Source organism: Streptomyces sp. NPDC050508 (genome assembly GCF_040655155.1).
Lineage (GTDB): Bacteria > Actinomycetota > Actinomycetes > Streptomycetales > Streptomycetaceae > Streptomyces.
Window position 1 is genome coordinate 1 of sequence record NZ_JBFAJJ010000039.1, and the last position, 22452, is coordinate 22452.

Annotated in this window: 20 protein-coding genes; 14 read left to right on the plus strand and 6 right to left on the minus strand. The window is 70.0% G+C overall.

Annotation, left to right across the window (positions count from 1 at the left end; translation table 11 throughout):
- The first annotated feature begins 222 nt into the window (after positions 1-222).
- Entirely contained in the window at positions 223-1035 is an 813-nt protein-coding gene (locus tag AB0I69_RS48350; RefSeq protein WP_363102248.1) for a hypothetical protein, read from the plus strand.
- Positions 1036-1048: 13 nt separating this feature from the next.
- Here the strand turns inward: AB0I69_RS48350 and disA are convergent, their stop codons facing one another.
- Both disA and radA read right to left on the minus strand, forming a co-directional pair.
- Entirely contained in the window at positions 1049-2173 is a 1125-nt protein-coding gene (gene disA / locus AB0I69_RS48355) for a DNA integrity scanning diadenylate cyclase DisA (protein WP_363102249.1), read from the minus strand.
- 82 nt (positions 2174-2255) lie between these two features.
- Positions 2256-3665 (minus strand): DNA repair protein RadA, encoded by a 1410-nt coding sequence (radA, locus tag AB0I69_RS48360; RefSeq protein ID WP_363102250.1) that lies wholly within the window; start codon positions 3663-3665, stop codon positions 2256-2258.
- Between the two features lie 198 nt (positions 3666-3863).
- On the opposite strand from radA, the gene AB0I69_RS48365 reads away from it, so the two are divergent.
- The gene (locus AB0I69_RS48365; RefSeq protein WP_363102251.1) at positions 3864-5567 is read left to right on the plus strand and encodes a hypothetical protein; all 1704 of its coding nucleotides are present in this window, start codon (positions 3864-3866) and stop codon (positions 5565-5567) included.
- 10 nt (positions 5568-5577) lie between these two features.
- Here AB0I69_RS48365 and AB0I69_RS48370 read toward each other — a convergent pair whose 3' ends face one another.
- On the minus strand, positions 5578-6453 hold the full coding sequence (locus tag AB0I69_RS48370; RefSeq protein ID WP_363102252.1) for a hypothetical protein: 876 nt from the start codon (positions 6451-6453) through the stop codon (positions 5578-5580).
- Between the two features lie 83 nt (positions 6454-6536).
- On the opposite strand from AB0I69_RS48370, the gene AB0I69_RS48375 reads away from it, so the two are divergent.
- The 4 genes from AB0I69_RS48375 to ilvD all read left to right on the plus strand — a co-directional run bounded on the left by AB0I69_RS48375 (position 6537) and on the right by ilvD (position 11813).
- A complete protein-coding gene (locus tag AB0I69_RS48375; RefSeq protein WP_363102253.1) occupies positions 6537-7469 on the plus strand; it encodes a Ppx/GppA phosphatase family protein in 933 nt (310 codons plus the stop codon).
- 952 nt (positions 7470-8421) lie between these two features.
- On the plus strand, positions 8422-9246 hold the full coding sequence (locus AB0I69_RS48380) for a sugar phosphate isomerase/epimerase (protein ID WP_363102254.1): 825 nt from the start codon (positions 8422-8424) through the stop codon (positions 9244-9246).
- The gene (locus tag AB0I69_RS48385) at positions 9243-9848 is read left to right on the plus strand and encodes a TetR family transcriptional regulator (protein ID WP_363102255.1); all 606 of its coding nucleotides are present in this window, start codon (positions 9243-9245) and stop codon (positions 9846-9848) included. Before AB0I69_RS48380 ends, AB0I69_RS48385 begins: the two co-directional genes overlap by 4 nt.
- 111 nt (positions 9849-9959) lie before the next feature.
- Positions 9960-11813: a dihydroxy-acid dehydratase gene (ilvD, locus tag AB0I69_RS48390; protein WP_363102256.1), complete on the plus strand. Its 1854-nt coding sequence runs from the start codon at positions 9960-9962 to the stop codon at positions 11811-11813.
- A 63-nt stretch (positions 11814-11876) separates the two neighbouring features.
- Here the strand turns inward: ilvD and AB0I69_RS48395 are convergent, their stop codons facing one another.
- Entirely contained in the window at positions 11877-13979 is a 2103-nt protein-coding gene (locus AB0I69_RS48395; RefSeq protein WP_363102257.1) for a serine/threonine-protein kinase, read from the minus strand.
- A gap of 182 nt (positions 13980-14161) precedes the next feature.
- On the opposite strand from AB0I69_RS48395, the gene AB0I69_RS48400 reads away from it, so the two are divergent.
- The 5 genes from AB0I69_RS48400 (at position 14162) to AB0I69_RS48420 (ending at position 16686) form a co-directional block, all read left to right on the plus strand.
- Positions 14162-14476 (plus strand): SH3 domain-containing protein, encoded by a 315-nt coding sequence (locus AB0I69_RS48400; RefSeq protein WP_363102258.1) that lies wholly within the window; start codon positions 14162-14164, stop codon positions 14474-14476.
- 28 nt (positions 14477-14504) lie between these two features.
- Positions 14505-14840, plus strand: a complete 336-nt coding sequence (locus AB0I69_RS48405; protein ID WP_363102259.1) for a hypothetical protein — start codon at positions 14505-14507, stop codon at positions 14838-14840.
- Positions 14841-14863: 23 nt separating this feature from the next.
- Positions 14864-15205, plus strand: a complete 342-nt coding sequence (locus tag AB0I69_RS48410) for an SH3 domain-containing protein (protein ID WP_363102260.1) — start codon at positions 14864-14866, stop codon at positions 15203-15205.
- Positions 15206-15248: 43 nt separating this feature from the next.
- Positions 15249-15761 carry an EamA/RhaT family transporter gene (locus tag AB0I69_RS48415; RefSeq protein WP_363102261.1) on the plus strand — a complete coding sequence of 171 codons (513 nt, stop codon included), beginning with the start codon at positions 15249-15251 and terminating at the stop codon, positions 15759-15761.
- Positions 15762-15903: 142 nt separating this feature from the next.
- On the plus strand, positions 15904-16686 hold the full coding sequence (locus AB0I69_RS48420) for a class I SAM-dependent methyltransferase (RefSeq protein ID WP_363102262.1): 783 nt from the start codon (positions 15904-15906) through the stop codon (positions 16684-16686).
- 71 nt (positions 16687-16757) lie between these two features.
- Here AB0I69_RS48420 and AB0I69_RS48425 read toward each other — a convergent pair whose 3' ends face one another.
- On the minus strand, positions 16758-18203 hold the full coding sequence (locus AB0I69_RS48425; protein ID WP_363102263.1) for a SulP family inorganic anion transporter: 1446 nt from the start codon (positions 18201-18203) through the stop codon (positions 16758-16760).
- 237 nt (positions 18204-18440) lie between these two features.
- Here AB0I69_RS48425 and AB0I69_RS48430 point away from each other — a divergent pair, with 237 nt between their 5' ends.
- The 3 genes from AB0I69_RS48430 (at position 18441) to proC (ending at position 20909) form a co-directional block, all read left to right on the plus strand.
- A complete protein-coding gene (locus AB0I69_RS48430) occupies positions 18441-19241 on the plus strand; it encodes an ABC transporter ATP-binding protein (protein ID WP_363102264.1) in 801 nt (266 codons plus the stop codon).
- A complete protein-coding gene (locus AB0I69_RS48435; RefSeq protein WP_363102265.1) occupies positions 19238-20035 on the plus strand; it encodes an ABC transporter permease in 798 nt (265 codons plus the stop codon). The genes AB0I69_RS48430 and AB0I69_RS48435 overlap by 4 nt, the downstream gene beginning before the upstream one ends.
- Before the next feature lie 64 nt (positions 20036-20099).
- Positions 20100-20909, plus strand: a complete 810-nt coding sequence (gene proC / locus AB0I69_RS48440) for a pyrroline-5-carboxylate reductase (protein ID WP_363102266.1) — start codon at positions 20100-20102, stop codon at positions 20907-20909.
- Between the two features lie 12 nt (positions 20910-20921).
- On the opposite strand, the gene trpS is transcribed toward proC, so the two are convergent.
- Positions 20922-21917, minus strand: coding sequence for a tryptophan--tRNA ligase (trpS, locus tag AB0I69_RS48445; RefSeq protein WP_363102267.1), 996 nt, complete (start codon positions 21915-21917; stop codon positions 20922-20924).
- Between the last annotated feature and the right edge of the window lie 535 nt (positions 21918-22452).

Genomic DNA, 22452 nt, shown 5'->3' on the forward strand with positions numbered 1-22452 from the left:
TGTCCGTCCTCGGAACGGCGCGGAATCGGTCACTCAAGAATGTGGCGGTGTTGACGCGCCAACCGCTGCGGGCGGACACCCCCCGGCACGTCCCCTTGCCGCTGTACGCGGCCGGCGGCCCGTGCCGCCCAACTCCCTTGCCGGGATGATGATCCGGAAAAGTTGGGGCTGAGGCGGCGGGTGGGGCGAGGTAACTCCCCGATCTCTCGTACAGTTTGCGCCGTGGGATCTCTGCGCAATCCGGTCGGGCCGCTTCCCTCCTCCATCTATTGGCGACGGAGGGTCTTCATGGTGTCCGCGGTGGCCCTGTTGGCGCTGCTGATCACCTGGATCGTCACCTCGGGTGGCGGGGGCGGCAAGAACGGTGCGGACGGGGCCAAGAACGGTCAGACCCCGGCCCCTACGATCACTGCCGGTCCGTCGGGTACGGGGCCGGCGATCAGCCAACACCCCGGCGGGCGCGATGAGTCGAGCGGCGGAAGCTCCGGCGGTACCGGCACGAATACCAGTACCGGATCAACCGGATCGGGTGACGGTGACACCGGTGGGGTGGAGAGTGGGGGTGGCAGTGGGTCCGGTGGGGCCAACGGCGGTAGTAGTACGGGGACTACGGTTCCTGCTGACTCGACCCTGCCCAACTGCACTGCCGGTTCCGTGCAGTTGAGTCTGCGGAGTCTGCACAACTCTTACTCGCCGGGCCAGACGCCTACTTTTGTGCTCACCGCCAAGAACTCCTCCGGCAGTGACTGCAAGGTCGATCTCGGGCCCAAGAGTGCCGTGTTGACCATCACCGAGGCCGGGGGTGGCTCGGATTATTGGTCTTCTGCTGACTGTCCGAAGAGCTCCGGGAGTGTGTACTACCGGGTGTCCGCCGGGAGCAGCGTTGCTTACACCCTGAAGTGGGATCGCAAGCCGAGTGCGCCCGAGTGCGCTACGCCGCCTGCTGGTTCGGCCGGTGTCGGGACCTACCTGGTGGAGGCTCAGGCCTCCGGGTTCGCCAAGGCGCAGACCTCGTTCGTGCTGGCGAGTGACTGACGGGCGGCTTCCGTCAGACGTAGCGTTCCAGAATTGAGGATTCCGCGAGGCGCGAGAGGCCCTCTCGTACGCTTCTTGCCCTTGCCTCGCCTACGCCGTCCACCGTTTGAAGGTCGTCGACGCTTGCTGCCAGGAGTTTCTGGAGGCCACCGAAGTGCTCCACCAGGCGGTCGATGATCGCGCCGGGGAGGCGCGGGACCTTGGCCAGGAGGCGGAAGCCTCGGGGAGACACTGCTGAGTCGAGCGCCTCGGGGGAGCCGGTGTAGCCCAAGGCGCGGGCCACTGTGGGGAGTTCGAGGAGTTCCGCGTGGGAGAGGGCGTCGAGTTCGGCCAGGGCTTCGTTGACTGTGCGGGAGCGTTTGGCCGTGGGTTCGGGGACGTAGTCGCGTACTACGAGTTCGCGTTCCGGCTCCACGCCTGCGATCAACTCCTCCAGTTGGAGGGCGAGTAGGCGGCCGTCCGTGCCGAGTTCCAATACGTATTCGGCGATCTCGGTGGCGATCAGGCGGACCATTTCCAGGCGTTGGACCACCGCGGACACGTCGCGGACCGTGACGAGGTCCTCGATCTCCAGTGCTGACAACGTTCCCGCCACCTCGTCCAGGCGGAGCTTGTAGCGCTCCAGCGTTGCCAGGGCCTGGTTGGCGCGGGACAGGATCGCCGCCGAGTCCTCCAGGACGCGGCGCTGGCCGTCCACGTAGAGGGCGATCAGGCGCATGGACTGAGAGACCGAGACCACGGGGAAGGCGACCTGCTTGCTCACCCGGTCCGCCGTGCGGTGGCGGGTGCCTGTCTCCTCGGTGGGGATGTTCGGGTCGGGGACCAGTTGGACGCCCGCCCGGAGGATTTTGGAGAGGTCGGAGGATACGACGATGCCGCCGTCCAGTTTGCAGAGTTCCCGTAGGCGCGTGGCGGTGAACTCCACGTCCAGGATGAAACCGCCTGTGCACATGGCTTCGACTGTCTTGTCGGAGCCGAGCACGATGAGTCCGCCCGTGTTGCCGCGGAGGATTCGCTCCAGGCCGTCGCGCAGGGCCGTGCCGGGTGCCACGGCGCTCAGTGAGGCGCGCATCAGGCCATCGGCACCGGAGCTCCCGCCGGACTTTCCGGGAGCTGACGCCCGGTCGTTGGCTGCCACTGCACTCCTCGGGTCGCAGGTTCTTCGGGCGCTCCCGTTTCGCACACTTGGTTCGTACGGACGGGCGAGACCAGGGCAAAGTCTACCGGCGGTCCTCGCCCTCCCGTGGGGCCTCTCGCTTACGGGAGCGTGGAAGGACCCGGAGAGCGTCTCCTATGTCGGCGACTTCGATGACCTTCATGCCTGCCGGGATCTTGCCCGGGTCGCTGGGAACGAGGGCGTGCGTGAAGCCCAGACGGTGTGCTTCGGAGAGCCTGCGCTGGACGCCCGTGACCCGTCTGACCTCGCCCGCCAGGCCTACTTCGCCGATCGCGACCAGGTTCTTGGGGAGGGGGGTGTCGCTCGCCGCGGAGGCCAGGGCCAGGGCGATGGCCAGATCTGCTGCTGGTTCCGAGAGTTTTACTCCGCCTACTGTTGCCGAGTAGATGTCTCTTTTGCCCAGGGCGCTGATCCTGCCGCGTTGTTCCAGGACCGCGAGCATCATCGAGACTCGGGATGTCTCCAGGCCTGAAGTGGTGCGGCGGGGGGAGGGGATCTGGGAGTCGACCGTGAGGGCCTGGACCTCGGCCACCAAGGGGCGGCGGCCTTCCAGGGTGACCGTCAGGCACGTGCCCGGGACCGGCTCCGCGCGGCGGGTCAGGAACAGGCCGCTCGGGTCGGCCAGGCCCGTGATGCCCTCGTCGTGCAGCTCGAAGCAGCCGACCTCGTCGGTCGTGCCGTAGCGGTTCTTGACGCCCCGTACGAGGCGCAGGCGGGCGTGGCGGTCGCCCTCGAAGGAGAGCACCACGTCCACCAGGTGTTCCAGGAGGCGGGGGCCCGCGATTGCCCCGTCTTTTGTGACGTGGCCCACGAGGAGGGTGGACATGCCCCGCTCCTTGGAGGCGCGGATCAGGGCGCCGGCCACCTCGCGGACCTGGGCCATGCCGCCGGGTGCGCCGTCGATCTCCGGGGAGGCCACCGTCTGGACGGAGTCCAGGATGAGGAGGGAGGGCTTCACCGCGTCCAAGTGGCCCAGGATCGTGGCCAGATCGGTCTCGGCGGCGAGGTAGAGGTGGTCGTCGATCGCTTTGATGCGGTCGGCGCGGAGGCGGACCTGGCTCGCCGATTCCTCGCCTGTCACGTAGAGCGTGCGGTGCTCGTCGCTTGCGGACTTGGCTGCCACGTCCAGGAGGAGGGTCGACTTTCCTACGCCCGGTTCGCCTGCGACGAGGACGACCGCTCCGGGGACCAGGCCGCCGCCGAGCACCCGGTCCAGCTCGGGCACGCCGGTCGAGCGGGCGGTGGCCGTACGGCCGTCGACCTGGCCGATCGGTACCGCGGAGGTGGTCACGCGGCCGGGTGCTGTCGTACGGACGGCGGGCGCGCCGTACTCCTCGACCGTCCCCCACGCCTGGCACTCGGAGCAGCGGCCGAGCCACTTGGCCGTCTGCCAGCCGCATTCGGTGCAGCGGTAGGACGGACGGTCCTTGGTGGTTTTCGTACGGGCAGCCATGCGTGAACCGTAGCCGCCGCCACTGACAACCCGGCCGGCGGACGGGCCGTACCCCTTCGGTATTCGGCCACTCCCCGTCAGGAACGAGCCAGGGAAGCAGGGGTTCCTGTCCCCTATTGAGGGATCGTTTCACCCGTACGGATTAAAAGTGCTCAAGGGGGCGGAAGGGGGCATCACCAGCCGCCTACGGTCGCACGGGTGATGAGCAGCAGTCCGGAGACCTCGACCCGCACCACCGGCGCACACCGGGCGCATCGGGAGGCGCGCGACCGCGCTGCGGCGCGCACGCTGGCGCAGCGCCCGCCCGCGCGCTACGAGCCGTATCTGGACGGCCTGTTCACCTACTGCCTGTCCGTGCTCTGCGACCACGACGCGGCGACCGCCGCCCTGGGAGACGTGCTGGCGCTGGCCGAACGCCGGGGCGCGCGCGTGCCGGAGACGGCCGGTGACCGTCGGGCCTGGCTGTACGCACTGGCCCGCTGGGCGTGTCTGCGCAAGCTGGCCGAGGCCAAGCAGAAACGTCAGGGCACGCACGCGGTGGGGCGCAGCAGTGCGGTGGAGGAGCCGGCTGTATCCGAGGAGTTGAGGGAGCAGCGGGGGCGTGAACTCGCCCTGCTGGCCTGGCCGGAGGCCGCCGGGACCACCCCGGAGCAGCGCGAGGCGCTCGAACTCGCCGTGCGTCACCGGCTCGCCGTCCACGAGGTCGCCGCCGTCCTCGGCATGGACCTCGCCGCCGCCCGTGAGCTGCTGGCGTCCGCGGCCTGCGAGGTGGAACGCACGCGTGCCGCCCTCGCCGTCGTGGAGACCGGGAGCTGCCCGAGCGTCGCCCGCCTCACCGACGACCATCAGCTCGTCCTCAGCAGCGCCCTGCGCCGCGAACTGGTCCGGCACGTCGACGACTGCCCGCGCTGCCGCCGTACCGCCGAGCGCGCGGTCCCCGGCAGCTGGCCCGGCGCCAGTGTCACGCCCGCCGAACTGCCCGTCCTGGAGGCGCCCCGCGCGTCCCTGCACGTCGCGATGGCGCACCTCCCACGCGCGCGTGGGGCAGCCGCTCCGCGCTTCGACCGGCGCGGCTTCCCGATGGACCCCAAGGACCGCGCCGCCCGAAGAGACCGGCTACGCGCGCGTGCCGTCACGACGACCGTCGTCGCCACCGTCATCGCGGCGCCCGTCCTCGCCCTGTGGGCCGCCTACCGGGGCACACCGACCGCCGAGGGCGCCGACGGCCGGGCCGCCACCGCGAGCGAGCAGCACGGCCCCGGCAGCCTGGAGGGCGAGGTCGCGAGCGGCGGCTACGAGAACACCGGGAACGCCAGCACCAGCCCCCGGCCCGGCAAGAACGGCAAAAACGATGTCTCCGTAGAGGTCATCAGCGTCACCGGCGCCGGTCAGAAGGGAGCCGGACACCTCGCCGTCTCGGCCGCCAACAGCAGCGACACCACGCTCATCACCCTCACCGCGTCCGGCTCGGCCCCGGTCCGCTGGTCCGCGACCACCGCGGCGCCCTGGCTCTACCTCAGCCAGTCCTCGGGAACCCTCGCACCGGGGGAGTCGTTGACGATCAAGGTGTACGTCGACCATCTGCGCGAGCCCTCCGGCCACTGGACCGCGCGGGTGGGCGTCTCACCCGCCGGCGCCGTCGTCTCGATCGACGGCTACGGCACCGCGCCCGCCCCGACCGAGCCGAGCGACCCCACCTACCCCTCGCACCCGTCGGACCCCGACCCGCCCTCGTCCGGCCCCGACCCGACGCCCACGAGCACGGCCCCCACCGACCCGACGCCGAGCGACCCGCCGCCCTCGTCCGCCGACCCGACCCCGACCCCGACGGGCTCGTCCCCCGCCGACCCGGGCGGCTCGACGCCGCCGCCCGAAGACGGCGGCGACCCGAGTTCGTCCTAGTCGCGGTCCCTCAGCCGACCGGGTCCGCCGGATGCGGTGCCAGCAGCGGGAGTTGCGAGGCCAGGCGCTCCTCGCACAGCTCGACCAGCCGGCCGTAGCCGGCCTTGCCCATCAGCTCGGTCAGCTCCGGGCCGTAGGACACGTACACCGGGTCGCCCGCGCCGTGCGCCGAGGTCGCCGACGTGCACCACCAGTGCAGGTCGTGGCCGCCGGGACCCCAGCCCCTGCGGTCGTACTCGCCGATCGACACCTGGAGCACGCGCGTGTCGTCCGGGCGGTCGATCCACTCGTACGTCCGCCGTACCGGCAGCTGCCAGCAGACGTCCGGCTTGGTCTCCAGGGGCTCGCGGCCCTCCTTCACGGCCAGGATGTGCAGCGAGCAGCCCGCGCCACCCGCGAAACCGGGGCGGTTCTGGAAGATGCACGAGCCCTTGTAGGGGCGGGTCTGGCGGTCGCCGTCCTCGTCCTCCGAGGTCCAGCCGTTCTTCGCGCCCTCGTCATGGTGCTGCCAGATGTCGGGCGTGAGCCTCGCCACATGCCCGGCGACCCGTTTCTCGTCGTCCTCGTCGGAGAAGTGCGCGCCCAGGGTGCAGCACCCGTCGTCAGCGCGGCCCGCCTGGATGCCCTGGCAGCCGCTTCCGAAGATGCAGTTCCAGCGAGAGGTCAGCCATGTCAGATCGCAGCGGAAGAGCTGTTCCTCGTCCGCCGGATCCGGGAACTCCACCCACGCGCGCGCGAAGTCGAGCCCCTTCTCGTCGCCTTTCAGGGCCTTCTTCGACATCTGCGACGTCTTCGGGGACCTCTGGGGCTTCGCCGACTTCACCGGCGAGGAATCGCCGAGTGATTTGGCCGCCTTGTCGTTCTTCGCCTTTTTCGTCTTTGGCACGGGTCCAGGGTAAGTCGCCCGGGGCGGCCCGAGACACCGCACCGGGGACCGAGATAGGTGCAGGTGGCAGTAGCGTTCCGTATATGAGACTCGGTGTCCTCGACGTGGGATCGAACACGGTGCATCTGCTGGTGGTGGACGCACACCCGGGCGCGCGCCCCCTGCCCGCGCACTCGCACAAGGTGGAACTGCGCCTTGCCCAACTCCTCGACGAGGACGGGGCTATCGGCCCCGAGGGGGTCGACAAACTCATCGGCGTCGTCCATGAGGCGCTCCAGGCAGCCGAGGACAAGGGCGTCGAGGAACTCCTCCCGTTCGCTACCTCCGCCGTCCGCGAGGCCAGCAACGCGGACGACGTCCTCGCGCGCGTGCAGGCCGAGACCGGCGTCGAACTGCAGGTCCTCACCGGCGCCGAGGAGGCTCGGCTGACCTTCCTCGCCGTCCGCCGCTGGTTCGGCTGGTCAGCGGGGAAGCTCCTCGTCCTCGACATCGGCGGCGGCTCCCTGGAGATCGCCTACGGCATCGACGAGGAGCCCGACGCGGTCGTGTCGCTGCCGCTCGGCGCGGGCCGCCTCACCGCCGGCTGGCTCCCCGGGGACCCGCCGGAACCGGACGCGATAAGGGCCCTGCGTCGCCATGTGCGCGCCCAGATCGCCCGTACGGTGGGGGAGTTCAGCCGTTTCGGCGCCCCCGACCACGTCGTCGCCACGTCGAAGACCTTCAAGCAGCTCGCCCGCCTGGCCGGCGCCGCCCGCTCCGCCGACGGCCTCTACGTCCAACGCGAACTGAAGCGCGAGTCCCTGGAGTCGTGGGTCCCGCGGCTGGGCGGCATGACCACCGTCCAGCGCGGCCTGCTGCCGGGCGTCTCCGAGGGCCGGGCCGAACAGCTGCTGGCCGGTGCGATGGTGGCCGAGGGCGCGATGGACCTCTTCGGCGTCGAGACCCTGGAGGTCTGCCCGTGGGCACTGCGCGAGGGCGTGATCTTGCGGCGGTTGGATCAGATGCCGTCTGCGTAGGGGGGCTGGATCGGATGCCGTCTGCGTAGGTGTGCGGGATCGGATGCCGGTGGGATAGGGGCGGTTGGGCGGTTCGGGTAGTGCGGTGGGGTGAGCGCGGGGTAGGTGCGGGGGTGTGGTGCACGCGTGCGTGGCCGTTGCCGGTGGCGTGAGCGTGCAGCGGTGGCGTGGGCGCGCGATTTTCCGTCGGGGTGTGCGTGTGCGGTCGTAGCGGAGGCGTGAGCGTGTTGTTGTGGTGCACGCGCGCCTGGTCGTGATGCAGCCGCGTGGCTGTCCGCGCGGGGCGGGGCGAACTCCTGGGCCCGCTCGGCCAGGCGGTGCACACGTGCGTGGCGATCCGTCGTGACATACGCGCGCGTGGCTGTCCGCCAGGTCCATCGGGCACACGCGTGTGGCCGTGCTGCACACGTGAGTGGTTGCCCGCGGCCGGGCCCTGATCACCTGTCCCCGGCCCGTCGTGCGCGGCCGTAGCGCACGCACGCGTGGCTGTCCGTGACGCATGACGCGAGTGCTGCTCATGACGTACGCGCGCGTGGTTGCCCGCGCCAGGCCTTGAACGACACGCACCACTGACATCGACACCGGCCGACGATCCCACTCCTACCGACCGCCCAGCCCGTCCAGCACCCGCCAACTCCGGTCCGCATCCATCAGCCCGTCCGGCGTTTGAGGACGAGGCCCCTTCAGGGCCGACGGGGGTCCGGGGGCAGAGCCCCCGGCAACGGCGCCGCAGACGAACGAAGCACCCGCAGACGCACCACAAAGAAGGCCCCCGCGGCGGACACCAGCCGAGCCGCACTGAACGCCCGCCCGGTACCCGACGTATCGAACCCGCATGAAGTATCGCCACAACGCGGCCCCGCGCCGCAGATGGCCGGTTGCCATACCCCGCACAGGGCGGGCACAGCAACCGGCTCCCCCACGCAAAGCGCCGCCCCGTAGTCTGTCCTCCGTGGCAGAACCAGTCGTGCGCATCCCGGATGCGAAGGTCGCGCTGTCCACGGCGTCCGTGTATCCGGAGTCGACGGCGACGGCCTTCGAGATCGCCGCACGCCTCGGCTACGACGGCGTCGAGGTCATGGTGTGGACCGACCCGGTCAGCCAGGACATCGACGCGCTGCGCCGGCTCAGCGACTACCACCAGGTGCCGATCCTCGCCGTGCACGCGCCCTGCCTGCTCATCACGCAGCGGGTGTGGTCGACCGACCCGTGGATCAAGCTCCAGCGCGCCCAGGTGGCCGCCGAGAAGCTCGGGGCGAGCACGGTCGTGGTGCATCCGCCGTTCCGTTGGCAGCGCCAGTACGCGCGGGATTTCGTCAGCGGTATCTGGCGGATGGCGAACGAGACGGATGTGCGGTTCGCCGTAGAGAACATGTATCCGTGGCGCTACCGCGACCGCGAGATGCTCGCCTACGCCCCCGACTGGGACGTGACGAACGAGGACTACCGGCACTTCACGATCGACCTCAGCCACACCGCGACCGCCCGCACCGACGCGACCGAGATGATCGACCGCATGGGCGACCGTCTCGGCCATGTCCATCTCGCGGACGGCAACGGCTCGAACAAGGACGAGCACCTCGTCCCCGGCCGCGGCACCCAGCCCTGCGCCGAGCTGCTGGAACGGCTCGCGACGACCGGCTTCGACGGCCATGTCGTCATCGAGGTCAACACCCGGCGCGCGATGTCCGGCGCCGAACGCGAGGCCGATCTGGCGGAGGCGCTCGCGTTCACGCGGCTGCATCTGGCCTCGGCCGTGAAGGTGCCCCGGCGGTGACCGACGCCACCGCCAAGCGCCGGGGCCGGCCCCCTCGTACGGAATCCGCCGACACCCGCGACCGCATCCTGGTCGCGGCCCGGGAGGAGTTCTCCGAACGGGGGTACGAGAAGACGTCCGTGCGGGGGATCGCGAAGGCCGCCGGGGTCGACTCGGCGCTCGTGCACCACTACTTCGGTACCAAGGAACAGGTCTTCGAGGCGGCCATCGAGGTCGCGTTCGCCCCAGCGACGAACGCGCCGGCGGCGGTCGCCGAGGGGCCGCTGGACGGCGTCGGCGAGCGGCTGACCCGCTTCATTTTCGGCGTCTGGGAGAACCCCGCCACCCGTAAGCCCTTGCTGGCGGTCGTCCGGTCCGCCGTCAACAACGAGGCCGCCGCGGCCGTCTTCCGCCGGCTCGTGGTCTCCCAGGTGCTGGGCCGGGTCGCCGCCCAGCTGGACCTCCCGGACGCGGAACTGCGCGCCGAGCTGGCGGCGGCACAGCTGGTCGGTACGGCGATGCTGCGGTACGTGATCAAGGTGGAACCGCTGGCCTCGGCGGACGTGGAGCAGATCATCGCGCGCGTGGCGCCGGTGGTGCAGGGGCATCTGACGGGGCCGTAGTCCTGCCTGTGTCGTGAGACATGTGTCCCGCGATGCGGACACCGTGTCCGACCCCTGGATGACCGGCGTACGCTCAATAGCAGCCAAATCTGTCTGAAGGAGCGAGCGACGATGCCCGAGCTGAGGTCCCGCACAGTCACCCACGGCCGCAACATGGCGGGCGCACGCGCCCTTATGCGCGCCTCCGGTGTACCCGGTGCGGACATCGGCCGGAAGCCGATCATCGCGGTGGCGAACAGCTTCACGGAGTTCGTGCCCGGCCACACCCACCTCCAGCCGGTCGGCCGGATCGTCAGCGAGGCGATCACCGCGGCCGGCGGCATCCCGCGCGAGTTCAACACGATCGCGGTCGACGACGGCATCGCGATGGGCCACGGCGGCATGCTCTACAGCCTGCCGTCCCGCGACCTGATCGCGGACAGCGTGGAGTACATGGTCGAGGCGCACTGCGCCGACGCCCTGATCTGCATCTCCAACTGCGACAAGATCACGCCCGGCATGCTCATGGCGGCGCTCCGCCTGAACATCCCGACGGTCTTCGTCTCCGGTGGTCCCATGGAGGCCGGGCGCGCCACTCTGCAGGACGGCACGGTCCGCACGCTGGACCTGATCGACGCGATGGTCGACGCCGCCAACGAGAGCATCTCCGACGCGGACGTCCTCAGCATCGAGGAGAACGCCTGTCCGACCTGCGGCTCCTGTTCCGGCATGTTCACCGCCAACTCGATGAACTGCCTGACCGAGGCCATCGGCCTGTCGCTGCCGGGCAACGGCTCGGTCCTCGCCACGCACACCGCCCGCAAGGGCCTGTACCAGGACGCGGCCCGCACGGTGATGGACATCACCCGCCGCTACTACGAGCAGGACGACGAGACGGTCCTGCCGCGTAACGTCGCCACCTTCGCGGCCTTCGAGAACGCCATGGCCCTCGACATCGCGATGGGCGGCTCCACCAACACGATCCTGCACCTGCTGGCCGCGGCGCAGGAGGGTGGCGTCCAGTTCGGCCTGGACGAGATCAACGCCGTCTCGCGCCGCGTGCCGTGCCTCGCGAAGGTCGCCCCGAACGTCGCGAAGAGCCGCACGTACTACATGGAGGACGTCCACCGCGCGGGCGGAATCCCGGCCCTGCTGGGCGAGTTGCACCGCGCGGGCCTTCTCAACGAGGACGTGCACTCCGTCCACAGCCCGTCCCTGGCGGACTGGCTGAAGACGTGGGACGTGCGCGGCGGCTCCCCGTCCCCGGAGGCGGTGGAACTGTGGCACGCGGCTCCCGGATGTGTGAGGTCGGCCGAGGCCTTCTCCCAGTCGGAACGCTGGGAGGCGCTGGACGAGGACGCGGCCGAGGGCTGCATCCGCTCCGCCGAGCACGCCTACTCCAAGGACGGCGGCCTGGCGGTCCTCAAGGGCAACCTGGCGGTCGACGGCTGCGTCGTGAAGACGGCAGGCGTGGATGAGTCCATCTGGACGTTCGAGGGCCCGGCGGTCGTCTGCGAGTCGCAGGAAGAAGCCGTCGAGAAGATCCTCAACAAGCAGGTGACGCACGGCGATGTCGTCGTCATCCGCTACGAGGGCCCCAAGGGCGGCCCCGGTATGCAGGAGATGCTCTACCCGACGTCCTTCCTCAAGGGCCGCGGCCTCGGCAAGACCTGCGCCCTGATCACCGACGGCCGCTTCTCCGGCGGCACTTCGGGCCTGTCCATCGGCCACGCGTCCCCGGAGGCGGCGTCCGGCGGCACCATCGCCCTCGTCGAGAACGGCGACCGCATCCGCATCGACATCCCGAACCGGACCATCGAACTCCTCGTGGACGACGCCGAGTTGGCGCGTCGCGATGCTGCGCTGGACGGTCGCTACGCCCCGAAGCAGCGCGAGCGCAAGGTGTCGGCCGCGCTGCGCGCGTACGCGGCGATGGCGACCAGTGCGGACCGGGGGGCTGTGCGGGATGTGAGCAAGCTGGGCTGACGTCCACCGCTTTGTGGGCCGCCTCCGTTCCGACGGGGGCGGCCCTTTTTTGCCTTCCTACGGCTACCAGGCCCCGGGCTTAAGGGAGTTGACGGCGAATACCGTGCCGTCGGGCGCGGCGGCGTACACGCGATCGTTCGCTACGACGGGTTCGGGCAGCGCCGCGCTGACCTGGTCCGAGTTGGAGTCGAGGCGGGCGGGCGTCTGCCCGACGAGCTTTCCCGCGCGGGCGTCCACGGCGAGCAACCGCCCGTCCGCGGAGGTGATGTACACCTGCCGTCCGTCCGTGACCGGTGTGGAACCCCGCACTACGGCCGTCTCCAGACTCCACAGCTGCTTCCGCGCGTCCATGTTCACGGCCACGAGCGATCCGCCCGCCCCCATGACGTAGACGACGTTCCCGCGCACGGTTCCGTGGCCCTGGTCGAGGGCCAGCGGCAGCGTCACGCGTCGCGAGGCTCCGGTGTCCGGGGTGTAGCGGACCACGGCCTTCGCGGACGCGTAAACCGTGTCGACCGAGAGGAGATACACGGATCCGCCCGCAGTACCGACGGGCTTCAACGTTCCCTTCAGCAGCGCGTCCCAGCGCACCGCGCCCGTGTCCGGATCGACCGCCGTCACCCGTGTGGTCGCCCCGTCGTCCGATGTGTTCGTCGCGTACGCCGACGGGTCCCCGGTGAACGAGGTGAAGTACGGCGCCTGTTGGCCCGGAATCCGATGGCTCCACCTCGTGGCGCCCGAAGCGCTGTCCACCGCCGTGACCGTCCCGTCCGCATGGGTGAGCAGGAGCATGCCGCCGGCGTCCGCCAGCCCGGTGTACGCGGGGACGGTCTTTTGCCAACGCGCCTTGCCCGAAGCCGGATCGAGCGCCTCCAGACGCCGGCCGCTGTCCAACGAGGGCTGCACCAGGCCGCTCGACAGGACCGGCGGCCCGCTCCGGTGCGTCGTGGCGACGGAGTGCCGCCACAGCACACGCCCGTCGGACGGATCCAGGGCGAACACCACCCCGGGCTGCGCACAGAGCAACTTCCCTGCCCCGTACGAGCATTGAGGCGTGCTCTTCTTGGAGACCGGGGTCGCCTGCCACCCGCCGAACCCGGCGCTGGACGTAGCGTGCGGGGTGGTGCCCTTCGGGGGAGTGTCGCCGGCATCGGACAACTGGAGCGAGGCGACCGTGCCGATCGCGGCCAGGCCGAGAGCGCCCGCCCCGAGAGCGATCCGTTTGCCGAGGCGCCGCCCGCGCCGCCGTTCGGGCTGTGCGGGCTCTTTCTTACGGGGCTCCGGCACTGGCGTGGCACCGGCCCGCTGTGCCGGTATGTACGCCTGCGTGTCGTACGAGGCCGACACCGACCGCAGTTCACGCATCAACTCGTCGGGCGTGGGCCGGTCCTCGGGCTCCTTGGCGAGGCAACGCAGTACCAGCGGGGCGAGGTTCTCCGGCAGTCCCGTCAAGTCCGGCTCGTCATGGACGACTTGGTAGGCGACGACGTACGGACTGTCGGAGTCGAACGGCCCGCGCCCCGTCGCCGCGTGCACGAGTACGGACCCGAGCGCGAAGATGTCCGCGGCGGGCCCGACCTCCCTGGGCCGCCGGAACTGCTCGGGTGCCATGAAGGGCGGCGTCCCGATCAACTTCCCGGTCTCGGTGTGCAGTTCGCTGTCCTTTGGCCGAGAAATGCCGAAGTCGATGACCTTCGGCCCGTCCTCGGCGAGCAGCACGTTGCTGGGCTTCAGATCCCGGTGCACGACGCCTACCCGATGGATGTCACGCAGTGCCTCGGCCAGCCCAGCCATCAGTCGGCGCAGCTCACCGGGCGCCATCGGCCCGTTCCGCTTCACGTGCTCGGAAAGGGTCGAACCGGGAATGAACAGGGTCGCCATCCAAGGCCGTTGGGCCTCGGGATCGGCATCGACCACCGGCGCGGTGAAGGCGCCGCTCACCCGTCTCGCGGCCGCCACCTCCTGCCGGAACCGCCCCCTGAACTCGGGATCCTGCGCGAACTCCGCGTGCACGACCTTCACGGCGAGTTTCATCCCGGAGGTGCTCTGTGCCAGATGCACCACGCCCATTCCGCCCGAGCCCAGGCATGACTCCAGGCGGTAGTGACCGGCGTACTCGGGAAGTTCCGCTTCCGCGCCCGCTCCGGTGTTGTGCTGTGGCGCCATGGAACCACCCCCGTGCTGATCGTTCGCGCGCGCGACGCACGGAGCCTAGTCGATGACCCGTACGGGACAGAGACGGCTTGCTGGCTTCCGCGTGCGAGTTGCGCACATGTGTTTCATGGCGTGTTTTAAGGGAATCATCGGGGCCCCATGGCAGTCATGGGGCTCAACGGGGGAGGTTTTTCATGTCTGTTGACCGCGCACCAGAAGCCGGGAGCAGCGAGACCGAGGCCGCCGCGACGGCAGCGGCTCTGCACTACTACTCGATCGCACCCAACACCCGCGTCAACGTCCGCAGCGGACCGGGCACCGGCTACACCATCGTCCGCGTCCTCGCCGAAGGCTCCCAGGTCCCGATCTACTGCCAGACGCCGGGCACCACGGTGACCGGCTACTACGGCACGACGAACATCTGGGACAACATCGACGACGGCGAGTACATATCCGACGCCTACGTGAACACGGGCAGCGACGGGTACGTCCGCCCGCACTGCTCCTGAGCCCACCGCCACTACCCAGGGAACACTCATGACATTCCGAAGACGCGCATCCGTCCTGCTCGCGGGCACGGCCGGAGCCCTTCTTCTCGTGATGGGCTCACCGGTCACCGCCAGCGCGGCGCAGACCTACACGACCGCCGACGTCCGCCTCAACATCCGCAGCGGCCCCGGCACGAGCTACAGCATCGTCGGCACCCTGCCGGGCAGCTCGCAAGTCCTGATCTACTGCCAGACACCGGGGACGACGGTCACGGGCACTTACGGCACCTCGAACATCTGGGACAACATCAGCAACGGCGAGTTCATCGCGGACGCGTACGTGAATACCGGCAGCGACGGCTACATAGCCTCCCGCTGCGCCTGACCTCACTACTCGGAGGCCACCTGATGGCATCGCTGAGACGCAGATCCGCACTCCTGACAGCCACCGCCGCCGGAGCCCTCCTCATGGTGCTGGGTTCGTCCACCACCGCGAGCGCCGCCACCACATACGCGATCGCGCCCGGCATCACTGTCAACGTCCGCACCGGACCCGGCACGACCTACACCATCGTCCGCGTCCTGCCCGAGGGCTCGAAGGTCCCGATCTACTGTCAGACGCCGGGCACGACAGTGTCGGGTTACTACGGCACGTCGAACATCTGGGACAACATCAGCAACGGCGAGTACATCGCCGACGCGTACGTGAACACGGGCAGCGACGGGTACGTGGCCTCGCGCTGCGGCTGAGCCCCGAAGGAGCCCGCGCCGGCCCTGGAGCCATAATCGTCCCGTGAGCGACGAAAACGGCACCCAGGACACCCCCGCGGGCTCCCCAGGCGGCACAGGCCCCCGCCCCGACCCCCTCCGCTTCTTCGGCACCACCTGGGTGAACCACGACAACGGCTACGCAGCGCGCCGCATCGCCACGGCGGCGGGCTCCCTCGCCACCGCCGTCGTCTCCTGCCTGGTCCTGCGCTTCGCCTACCAGGGCCTCCAGATCGCGGACGTCGGCAGCTTCGTCACCCTCCTCGTCATCGTGATGTTCGCGATCTGCAGCGCCCTCGCCTTCGGCCACACATGGGAAAGCTTCAACAAACGCCCCGACCCCGACCGCCAGGCCTCCCTCCGCGGCCTCCTGGCCATCGGCTTCGTAGGCTCACTGCTCGCCTACTTCTTCCGCACCTTCACCGAGGCCCCCGGCGAGAAACTCCACCGCCAGGAGTACGAGTCGGCCGTGGCCCAATACGAGAAGCGAACGACCCGCCGCACCGGCAACCCGTCGAAGAAGCGCCGCCGATCCTGATCGGGGGAGCGGCAACTCGTTGGCCGGGTCAGGGCGCGCGGGGACAACTGGTGAGGCACCAGGCACGAGGCATCAGGCCCCCACCCCCATTTCTCACCAAAATCCGCCTGCACCCTGCATCCACCTCGGCAACCATGACCGTATGACCACGTCCTCGAAGCCCCCCTCGCCCGCCGCCCGAGCCCACTCCTTCAACGCCGCCGCGGCCCAGTACGCCGAGAACCGCCCCTCCTACCCACCCGCCCTCTTCGACGCCATCGAGGACCTCGCGGGTCACCCCCTCGCCGGCGCCCGCGTCGCGGACATCGGCGCCGGTACCGGTATCGCGACCGCCCTCCTGCACGCCCGCGGCGCCGACGTGGTCGCGGTCGAGCCCGGCGACGGCATGACGGCCCAGTTCTGCCGAACGCTCCCCGACGTACCGATCGTTCGCGGCAACGGCAACGCCCTCCCTCTCGCCGACCACTCGATCGACTTCCTCACCTACGCCCAGGCCTGGCACTGGACGGACCCGTCCCAGTCGGTCCCGGAGGCGCTCCGCGTACTGCGCCCGGGCGGCGCGCTGACGCTGTGGTGGAACACCAACGCTCTCGACGTGCCGTGGATCGGCGAGCAGCGGGAACGCGTCCTGGAGTACTTCGCCATCGAGCGTCCCGTGGAGGTGGACGGCAACGGCGTGAGTTCCGCGCTCGCCGACCCCACCGGCCGACTCGACTTCACCCTCCGGACGATCCGCTGGAGCCGCCACATCCCGCTCGACACCCACCTGGCCAACATCGGCAGCCACTCGGCGTTCCTGGTCCACGACGAGGAGAGCACGGCTGCCTTCCTCGCCGAGGAGCGGAACCACCTGCGGACCGTCTTCCCGGACGGGATCGTGGAGGAGACGTACACGGTGAGGCTTCTCGTCGCCCTGGCGTCGTGACCTCCTGACAGCCACAGGCCACGTCCCCGCCCCGACCGCCACCACGCCATGTCCCCCCGACCGCCACCACGTCACGAACCCCCGACCGCCACCACCCCCACCCCGTCCCCGTCCTCATGCCCCCGCGCGGCGGCCCACCCCTCCAGAGCCGCCGCACACGCATGATCCACATGCCGCAACCCGCCCAACTCCAGCCGCACCACCCGGTCGTACGGCAACCCCTCCAACGCGTCCAACAGCTTCGGCAGCCGCAGAAACGTCGCGTGCCCCAGCACCCGTACGACGATCCCGGCCTCGCCCAGGTCCTCCGTCTCCACATGCACATGGCTGATGTCCCACGCGGTCTTCGCCACGGCCAACGCCAGCCCGACCAGCACCCCCTCGAACAGATGCCCCACCACGATCGCCACCGCGGTCACCCCGAGCACGACGACCTCACCCCGATGCCCGGCCCACAGCCCCCGCACCTGCCGCACCGGCACGAGCTTGCACCCGGCGTGCACGAGCAACCCCGCCAGCGCCGCCACCGGAACCAGCCCCAGCACCCCGGGCAACAAGGCCGTGAACACCAGCAGCCACCCGCCGTGCAGCACCCGCGACGCCTTGGTCCGCGCCCCCGCCTGGACGTTCGCCGCGCTCCGCACGATCACTGCGGTCATCGGCAACGCCCCGAGCACCCCGCACACGGCGTTCCCCACACCCTGCGCGATCAACTCCCGGTCGAAGTCCGTCCGCGGCCCCCCGTGCAGTCGGTCCACCGCCGCCGCGCTGAACAACGACTCCGCCGACGCGATCAGCGCGAACGCCACGACCGTCCCGATCACCCCCACTTCCGTAAGCCGCCCGAAATCCCCCCACTCCGGCACCCGCACGGCACCGACCAGCCCCCGCACCTCCACCCGCCGCACCGACAGATCGAACACCCCGGTCACCGCAGCCGCCGACCCCACCGCCACCAACGGCGCCGGCACCACCCGAGCCCCCCACCGCCACCGAGGCCACAGCAGCAGTACGGCAATGGTGGCACCGCCCACTGACAACGCCACCGGATCCACCACCCCCGGCAACGACACCAGCCCGGCGAACTTCCCTACCCCGCCCGTCGGCGCGGCCACATCACCGAGCGCGTACACCTGCCCGGCGACCAGCACGAGCCCGATCCCGGCGAGCATCCCCTGCACCACGGCCGCGGACACCGCCCGGAACCACCGCCCCAGCCGCAGCACCCCGAGCCCCAACTGCACGACCCCGGCGGCGAACACCAGCACCCCGAGCGCCTCGATCCCGTACGCCCGCACCGCCTCGTACACGAGCACGGTCAGCCCCGCCGCGGGACCTCTCACCCGCAGGCTGCTGCCGGGCAGCGCCCCGACGGCCAGCCCACCGACGATCGCGGTGACCAGCCCCAACTCGGCAGGCACCCCGGAGGCGATCGCCACACCCACACACAACGGGAGCGCGACAAGAAAGACGACGAGAGAAGCGAACAGATCGGCCTTGCTCACACCACAGCGCATGACAACGGCACCTCCGATTGCGAACGGGAGATGCGTGGGCGCCGCACCGGGGGAGGGCACGGCGAACTGAAATCCATTGTCGGGAAAGGGAGTTGGCCGCGCACCCGATCCGTGTTGCCACCCCGTGAACGCGGAAGCGCAGGTACCGGACCGCCCCCTCCGATCACGCCGCCACGCGCCTGCGCCGTCCCGCGCACCCGCTTGACGGGCATGCCGCGCGAGAGCATTATTCATCACATGATGAATTACATCGCCGACCCACCCGGCACGGGACCGGACCCCGCTGTCCACGCCGAAGCCCTCACCGTCGTCCGAGGCCCCCGCACCGTCCTGCGCGGCCTCGACTTCACCGTCCCGCACGGCCAGATCACCGGCCTGCTCGGCCCCTCCGGCTGCGGCAAGTCGACCCTCATGCGCTCGATCGTCGGCACCCAGGCCAAGGTCACCGGCACCCTGAACGTCCTCGGCCGCCCCGCCGGCCACCCCACCCTCCGCACCCGCATCGGCTACGTCACCCAAGCCCCCTCCGTCTACGACGACTTGACGGTTCGTCAGAACCTGGACTACTTCGCCGCGATCCTCGACCCCGGCCGAGCCGCCGCCACCCGCCGCCGCGACGACGTCACCCGGGCCATCACCGACGTGGACCTCACCACCCACGCCGACGCCCTCGCCGGCAACCTCTCCGGCGGCCAACGCAGCCGCGTCTCCCTCGCGGTCGCGCTCCTCGGCACCCCGGAACTCCTCGTCCTCGACGAACCCACCGTCGGCCTCGACCCCGTCCTCCGCCGCGACCTGTGGGCCCTCTTCCACGACATCGCCGCCTCCCGCGGCGCCACCCTCCTCATCTCCTCCCACGTCATGGACGAGGCCGAGCGCTGCCACCGCCTCCTCCTGATGCGCGAGGGCGAGATCCTCGCCGACGACACCCCGGACGCCCTCCGCGCCGACACCGGCTCCGACACGGTCGAAGCGGCCTTCCTGCACCTGGTCGACGAGGCCGTGGCAACCGGCCGCCAGAAGGAGACGACCCGATGAGCACGACCACGACCACGTCCGCTACGACGACCATCGCGCCCGCACCGACCAGCGCCCTCAGCGCCTCCCGCACCACCGCCACCGCGGCCCGTGTCCTGCGCCAGCTCCGCCACGACCCCCGCACGATCGCGCTGATGATCCTCGTCCCGTGCGTGATGCTCTTCCTGCTGCGCTACGTCTTCGACGGCAGCCCGCGCACCTTCGACAGCATCGGCGCCTCACTCCTCGGCATCTTCCCCCTCATCACGATGTTCCTGGTCACGTCCATCGCGACCCTGCGCGAACGCACCTCCGGCACCCTCGAACGCCTCCTCGCCATGCCCCTCGGCAAGGGCGACCTGATCGCCGGCTACGCCCTCGCCTTCGGCACCCTCGCGATCATCCAGTCCGCCCTGGCCACCGGACTCGCGGTCTGGTTCCTGGGCCTCGACGTCACCGGCAGCCCCTGGCTCCTCCTCCTGGTCGCCCTCCTCGACGCCCTGCTCGGCACCGCCCTCGGCCTCTTCGTCTCGGCCTTCGCCGCCTCCGAATTCCAGGCCGTCCAGTTCATGCCGGCGGTGATCTTCCCCCAACTCCTCCTCTGCGGCCTCTTCACCCCCCGCTCCAACATGCACCCCGCCCTGGAGGCCGTCTCCGACGTCCTGCCCATGTCGTACGCCGTCGACGGCATGAACGAGGTCCTCAAGCACACGGACATGACCGCGACTTTCGTGCGCGACGCCCTGATCGTGGCCGGCTGCGCCCTACTGGTGCTGTGCCTGGGCGCGGCCACCCTGAGGAGGCGTACGGCATAGAGGTGTTGTTCCGCCAGCCGGACAGCCACCACCCTCTGCCCACCGCCGGTGCGAGGATGACCCCATGACCCAGAAAGTCGCAGTCCTCGGCACCGGCAAGATCGGCGAAGCCCTGCTCAGCGGAATGATCCGAGCGGGCTGGGCCCCGGCCGACCTCCTGGTCACCGCCCGCCGCCCCGAGCGCGCCGAAGAACTCCGCACTCGCCACGGAGTCACCCCGGTCACCAACCCGGAGGCCGCGAAGACCGCCGACACCCTGATCCTCACGGTCAAGCCGCAGGACATGGGCACCCTTCTGGACGAGCTCGCCCCGCATCTCCCCGCCGACCGCCTGATCATCAGCGGCGCGGCGGGCATCCCCACCTCCTTCTTCGAGGAGCGCCTGGCCGCAGGCACCCCGGTCGTCCGTGTCATGACGAACACCCCCGCCCTCGTCGACGAGGCCATGTCCGTCATCTCCGCCGGCAGCCACGCCACCGAGGCTCACCTCGCCCACGCGGAGGAGATCTTCGGCGCCGTCGGCAAGACACTCCGCGTCCCCGAGTCCCAGCAGGACGCCTGCACCGCCCTCTCCGGCTCCGGCCCGGCGTACTTCTTCTACCTGGTCGAAGCCATGACGGACGCGGGCATCCTGCTCGGCCTGCCGCGCGACAAGGCCCACGACCTCATCGTCCAGTCCGCGATCGGCGCCGCCGTCATGCTCCGCGACAGCGGCGAGCACCCGGTCAAGCTCCGTGAGAACGTCACCTCGCCCGCCGGCACGACGATCAACGCCATCCGCGAACTTGAGAACCACGGCGTGCGCGCCGCACTCATCGCCGCACTGGAGGCCGCCCGCGACCGCAGCCGCGAACTGGCCTCCGGAAACAGCTAGTCGGCCAGGCGGCTACGCAGGCAGAAGCCCGATGGCCCGATACGCGGTATCGACCATCGGCTTCGCCATCTCTCTCGCCTTCTCCGCCCCATCCCGCAACACCCCCTCCACATACGCGGGATCCGCGCACAACTCCTTGTGCCTCTCCTGCACGGGCCTGAGGAGCTCGACCACCGCCTCCGCGGTGTCCTTCTTCAAAGTGCCGTACGACTCATATACACCGCTCAGGTCCTCGGGGTTCCCACCACCGCACGCGGCCAGGATCTCCAGCAGATTGGCCACCCCCGGCCGAGCCTCCCGGTCGTAGACGACCTCCGCCCCACTGTCGGTCACGGCCCGCATGACCTTCTTCCGTACGGCGTCCGGCTCGTCCAGCAGATAGACGATTCCCGGCCCGGCGTCGTCCGACTTCCCCATCTTCGAAGTCGGCTCCTGCAGGTTCATCACCCGCGCCGCCACCTCCGGCCGCGTGGCCCGAGGCACCACGAACGTGTGCCCGTACCGCTGGTTGAACCGCACCGCCAGATCCCGGGCCAGCTCCACATGCTGCGTCTGGTCGTCCCCGACCGGCACCTCGTCCGTCCCGTACGCCAGGATGTCCGCCGCCATCAGCACGGGATACGTCAGCAGCGACAGCCGCACACTCCCGCCCCGCTCCCGCTCGCGCGCGGCCTTCTCCTTGTACTGGATCATCCGCCGCATCTCACCGTCGGTGGCCACACACTCCATGACGTACGACAGCCGCGTGTGCTCGTCCACATGACTCTGTACGAACACGGTGCACAGCTCGGGATCCAGCCCCGCCGCCAGCAACAGCGTCGCCGCCTGCCGCGTCAGTCTGCGCACCCGCGCCGGATCGTGGTCCACGGTCAGCGCGTGCAGATCGACCACACAGAACAGCGCGTCGCCCTGCCGCTGATCCACGTCGACCCACCGCCGCACGGCACCCAGGTAGTTCCCCAGCGTCAGGTGCCCGGTCGGCTTGACCCCACTGAAGACCCGTGTCATCTCTCCACCTCCTGGTCGAGACCACCGCACCCGGCCGGCCGACTCTCTGGAGGGAGATACGAGAACGGCCGCCGAGGCGGCGGCCGTTGAGTACATACGTATGTACGGCCGCCGTCAGGCGGCCCACCACTGCTGGGTGCACGTATGCGTAGTCACGTCACACAGCGTACGCCTCTGCTGTGCCCTCCGGAGCGGAGTTGACACGCTCCCACCCCATACGTAGTGTTCTCCGAGTTGTCCGACGTGAGCGCCGACCCCGGTCGGTCCCCGGACAACCATTCCGCAAGCACCTACAAACAATCGACGATCCGTCGTCGCGTGTATTGGCATGCGTATTTGCAGAATGAGGAATCCGCGTTCGAAAGGACGAACCCCCGATTCGCTCGGGACTCAGGAATCCGCTAAAGTCTCACTCGTCGGAACGGCCCAACGGCCGGGATGGCAACCCCCGCTGACTGGGAGTCAGGCCCGAAAGGATCTGATAGAGTCGGAACCGCCGGAAAGGGAAACGCGAAAGCGGAAACCTGGAAAGCAC

Bases quoted from the DNA above. Each gene is read 5' to 3' on its own strand.
- AB0I69_RS48435 (WP_363102265.1), top strand. From the start codon at position 19,238: ATGAGCACGACCACGACCACGTCCGCTACGACGACCATCGCGCCCGCA.
- AB0I69_RS48395 (WP_363102257.1), bottom strand. From the start codon at position 13,979: ATGGCGCCACAGCACAACACCGGAGCGGGCGCGGAAGCGGAACTTCCC.
- AB0I69_RS48410 (WP_363102260.1), top strand. From the start codon at position 14,864: ATGGCATCGCTGAGACGCAGATCCGCACTCCTGACAGCCACCGCCGCC.
- AB0I69_RS48420 (WP_363102262.1), top strand. From the start codon at position 15,904: ATGACCACGTCCTCGAAGCCCCCCTCGCCCGCCGCCCGAGCCCACTCC.
- proC (WP_363102266.1), top strand. From the start codon at position 20,100: ATGACCCAGAAAGTCGCAGTCCTCGGCACCGGCAAGATCGGCGAAGCC.
- AB0I69_RS48430 (WP_363102264.1), top strand. From the start codon at position 18,441: ATGATGAATTACATCGCCGACCCACCCGGCACGGGACCGGACCCCGCT.
- ilvD (WP_363102256.1), top strand. From the start codon at position 9,960: ATGCCCGAGCTGAGGTCCCGCACAGTCACCCACGGCCGCAACATGGCG.
- AB0I69_RS48425 (WP_363102263.1), bottom strand. From the start codon at position 18,203: ATGCGCTGTGGTGTGAGCAAGGCCGATCTGTTCGCTTCTCTCGTCGTC.
- trpS (WP_363102267.1), bottom strand. From the start codon at position 21,917: ATGACACGGGTCTTCAGTGGGGTCAAGCCGACCGGGCACCTGACGCTG.
- AB0I69_RS48405 (WP_363102259.1), top strand. From the start codon at position 14,505: ATGACATTCCGAAGACGCGCATCCGTCCTGCTCGCGGGCACGGCCGGA.
- AB0I69_RS48375 (WP_363102253.1), top strand. From the start codon at position 6,537: ATGAGACTCGGTGTCCTCGACGTGGGATCGAACACGGTGCATCTGCTG.
- radA (WP_363102250.1), bottom strand. From the start codon at position 3,665: ATGGCTGCCCGTACGAAAACCACCAAGGACCGTCCGTCCTACCGCTGC.
- AB0I69_RS48400 (WP_363102258.1), top strand. From the start codon at position 14,162: ATGTCTGTTGACCGCGCACCAGAAGCCGGGAGCAGCGAGACCGAGGCC.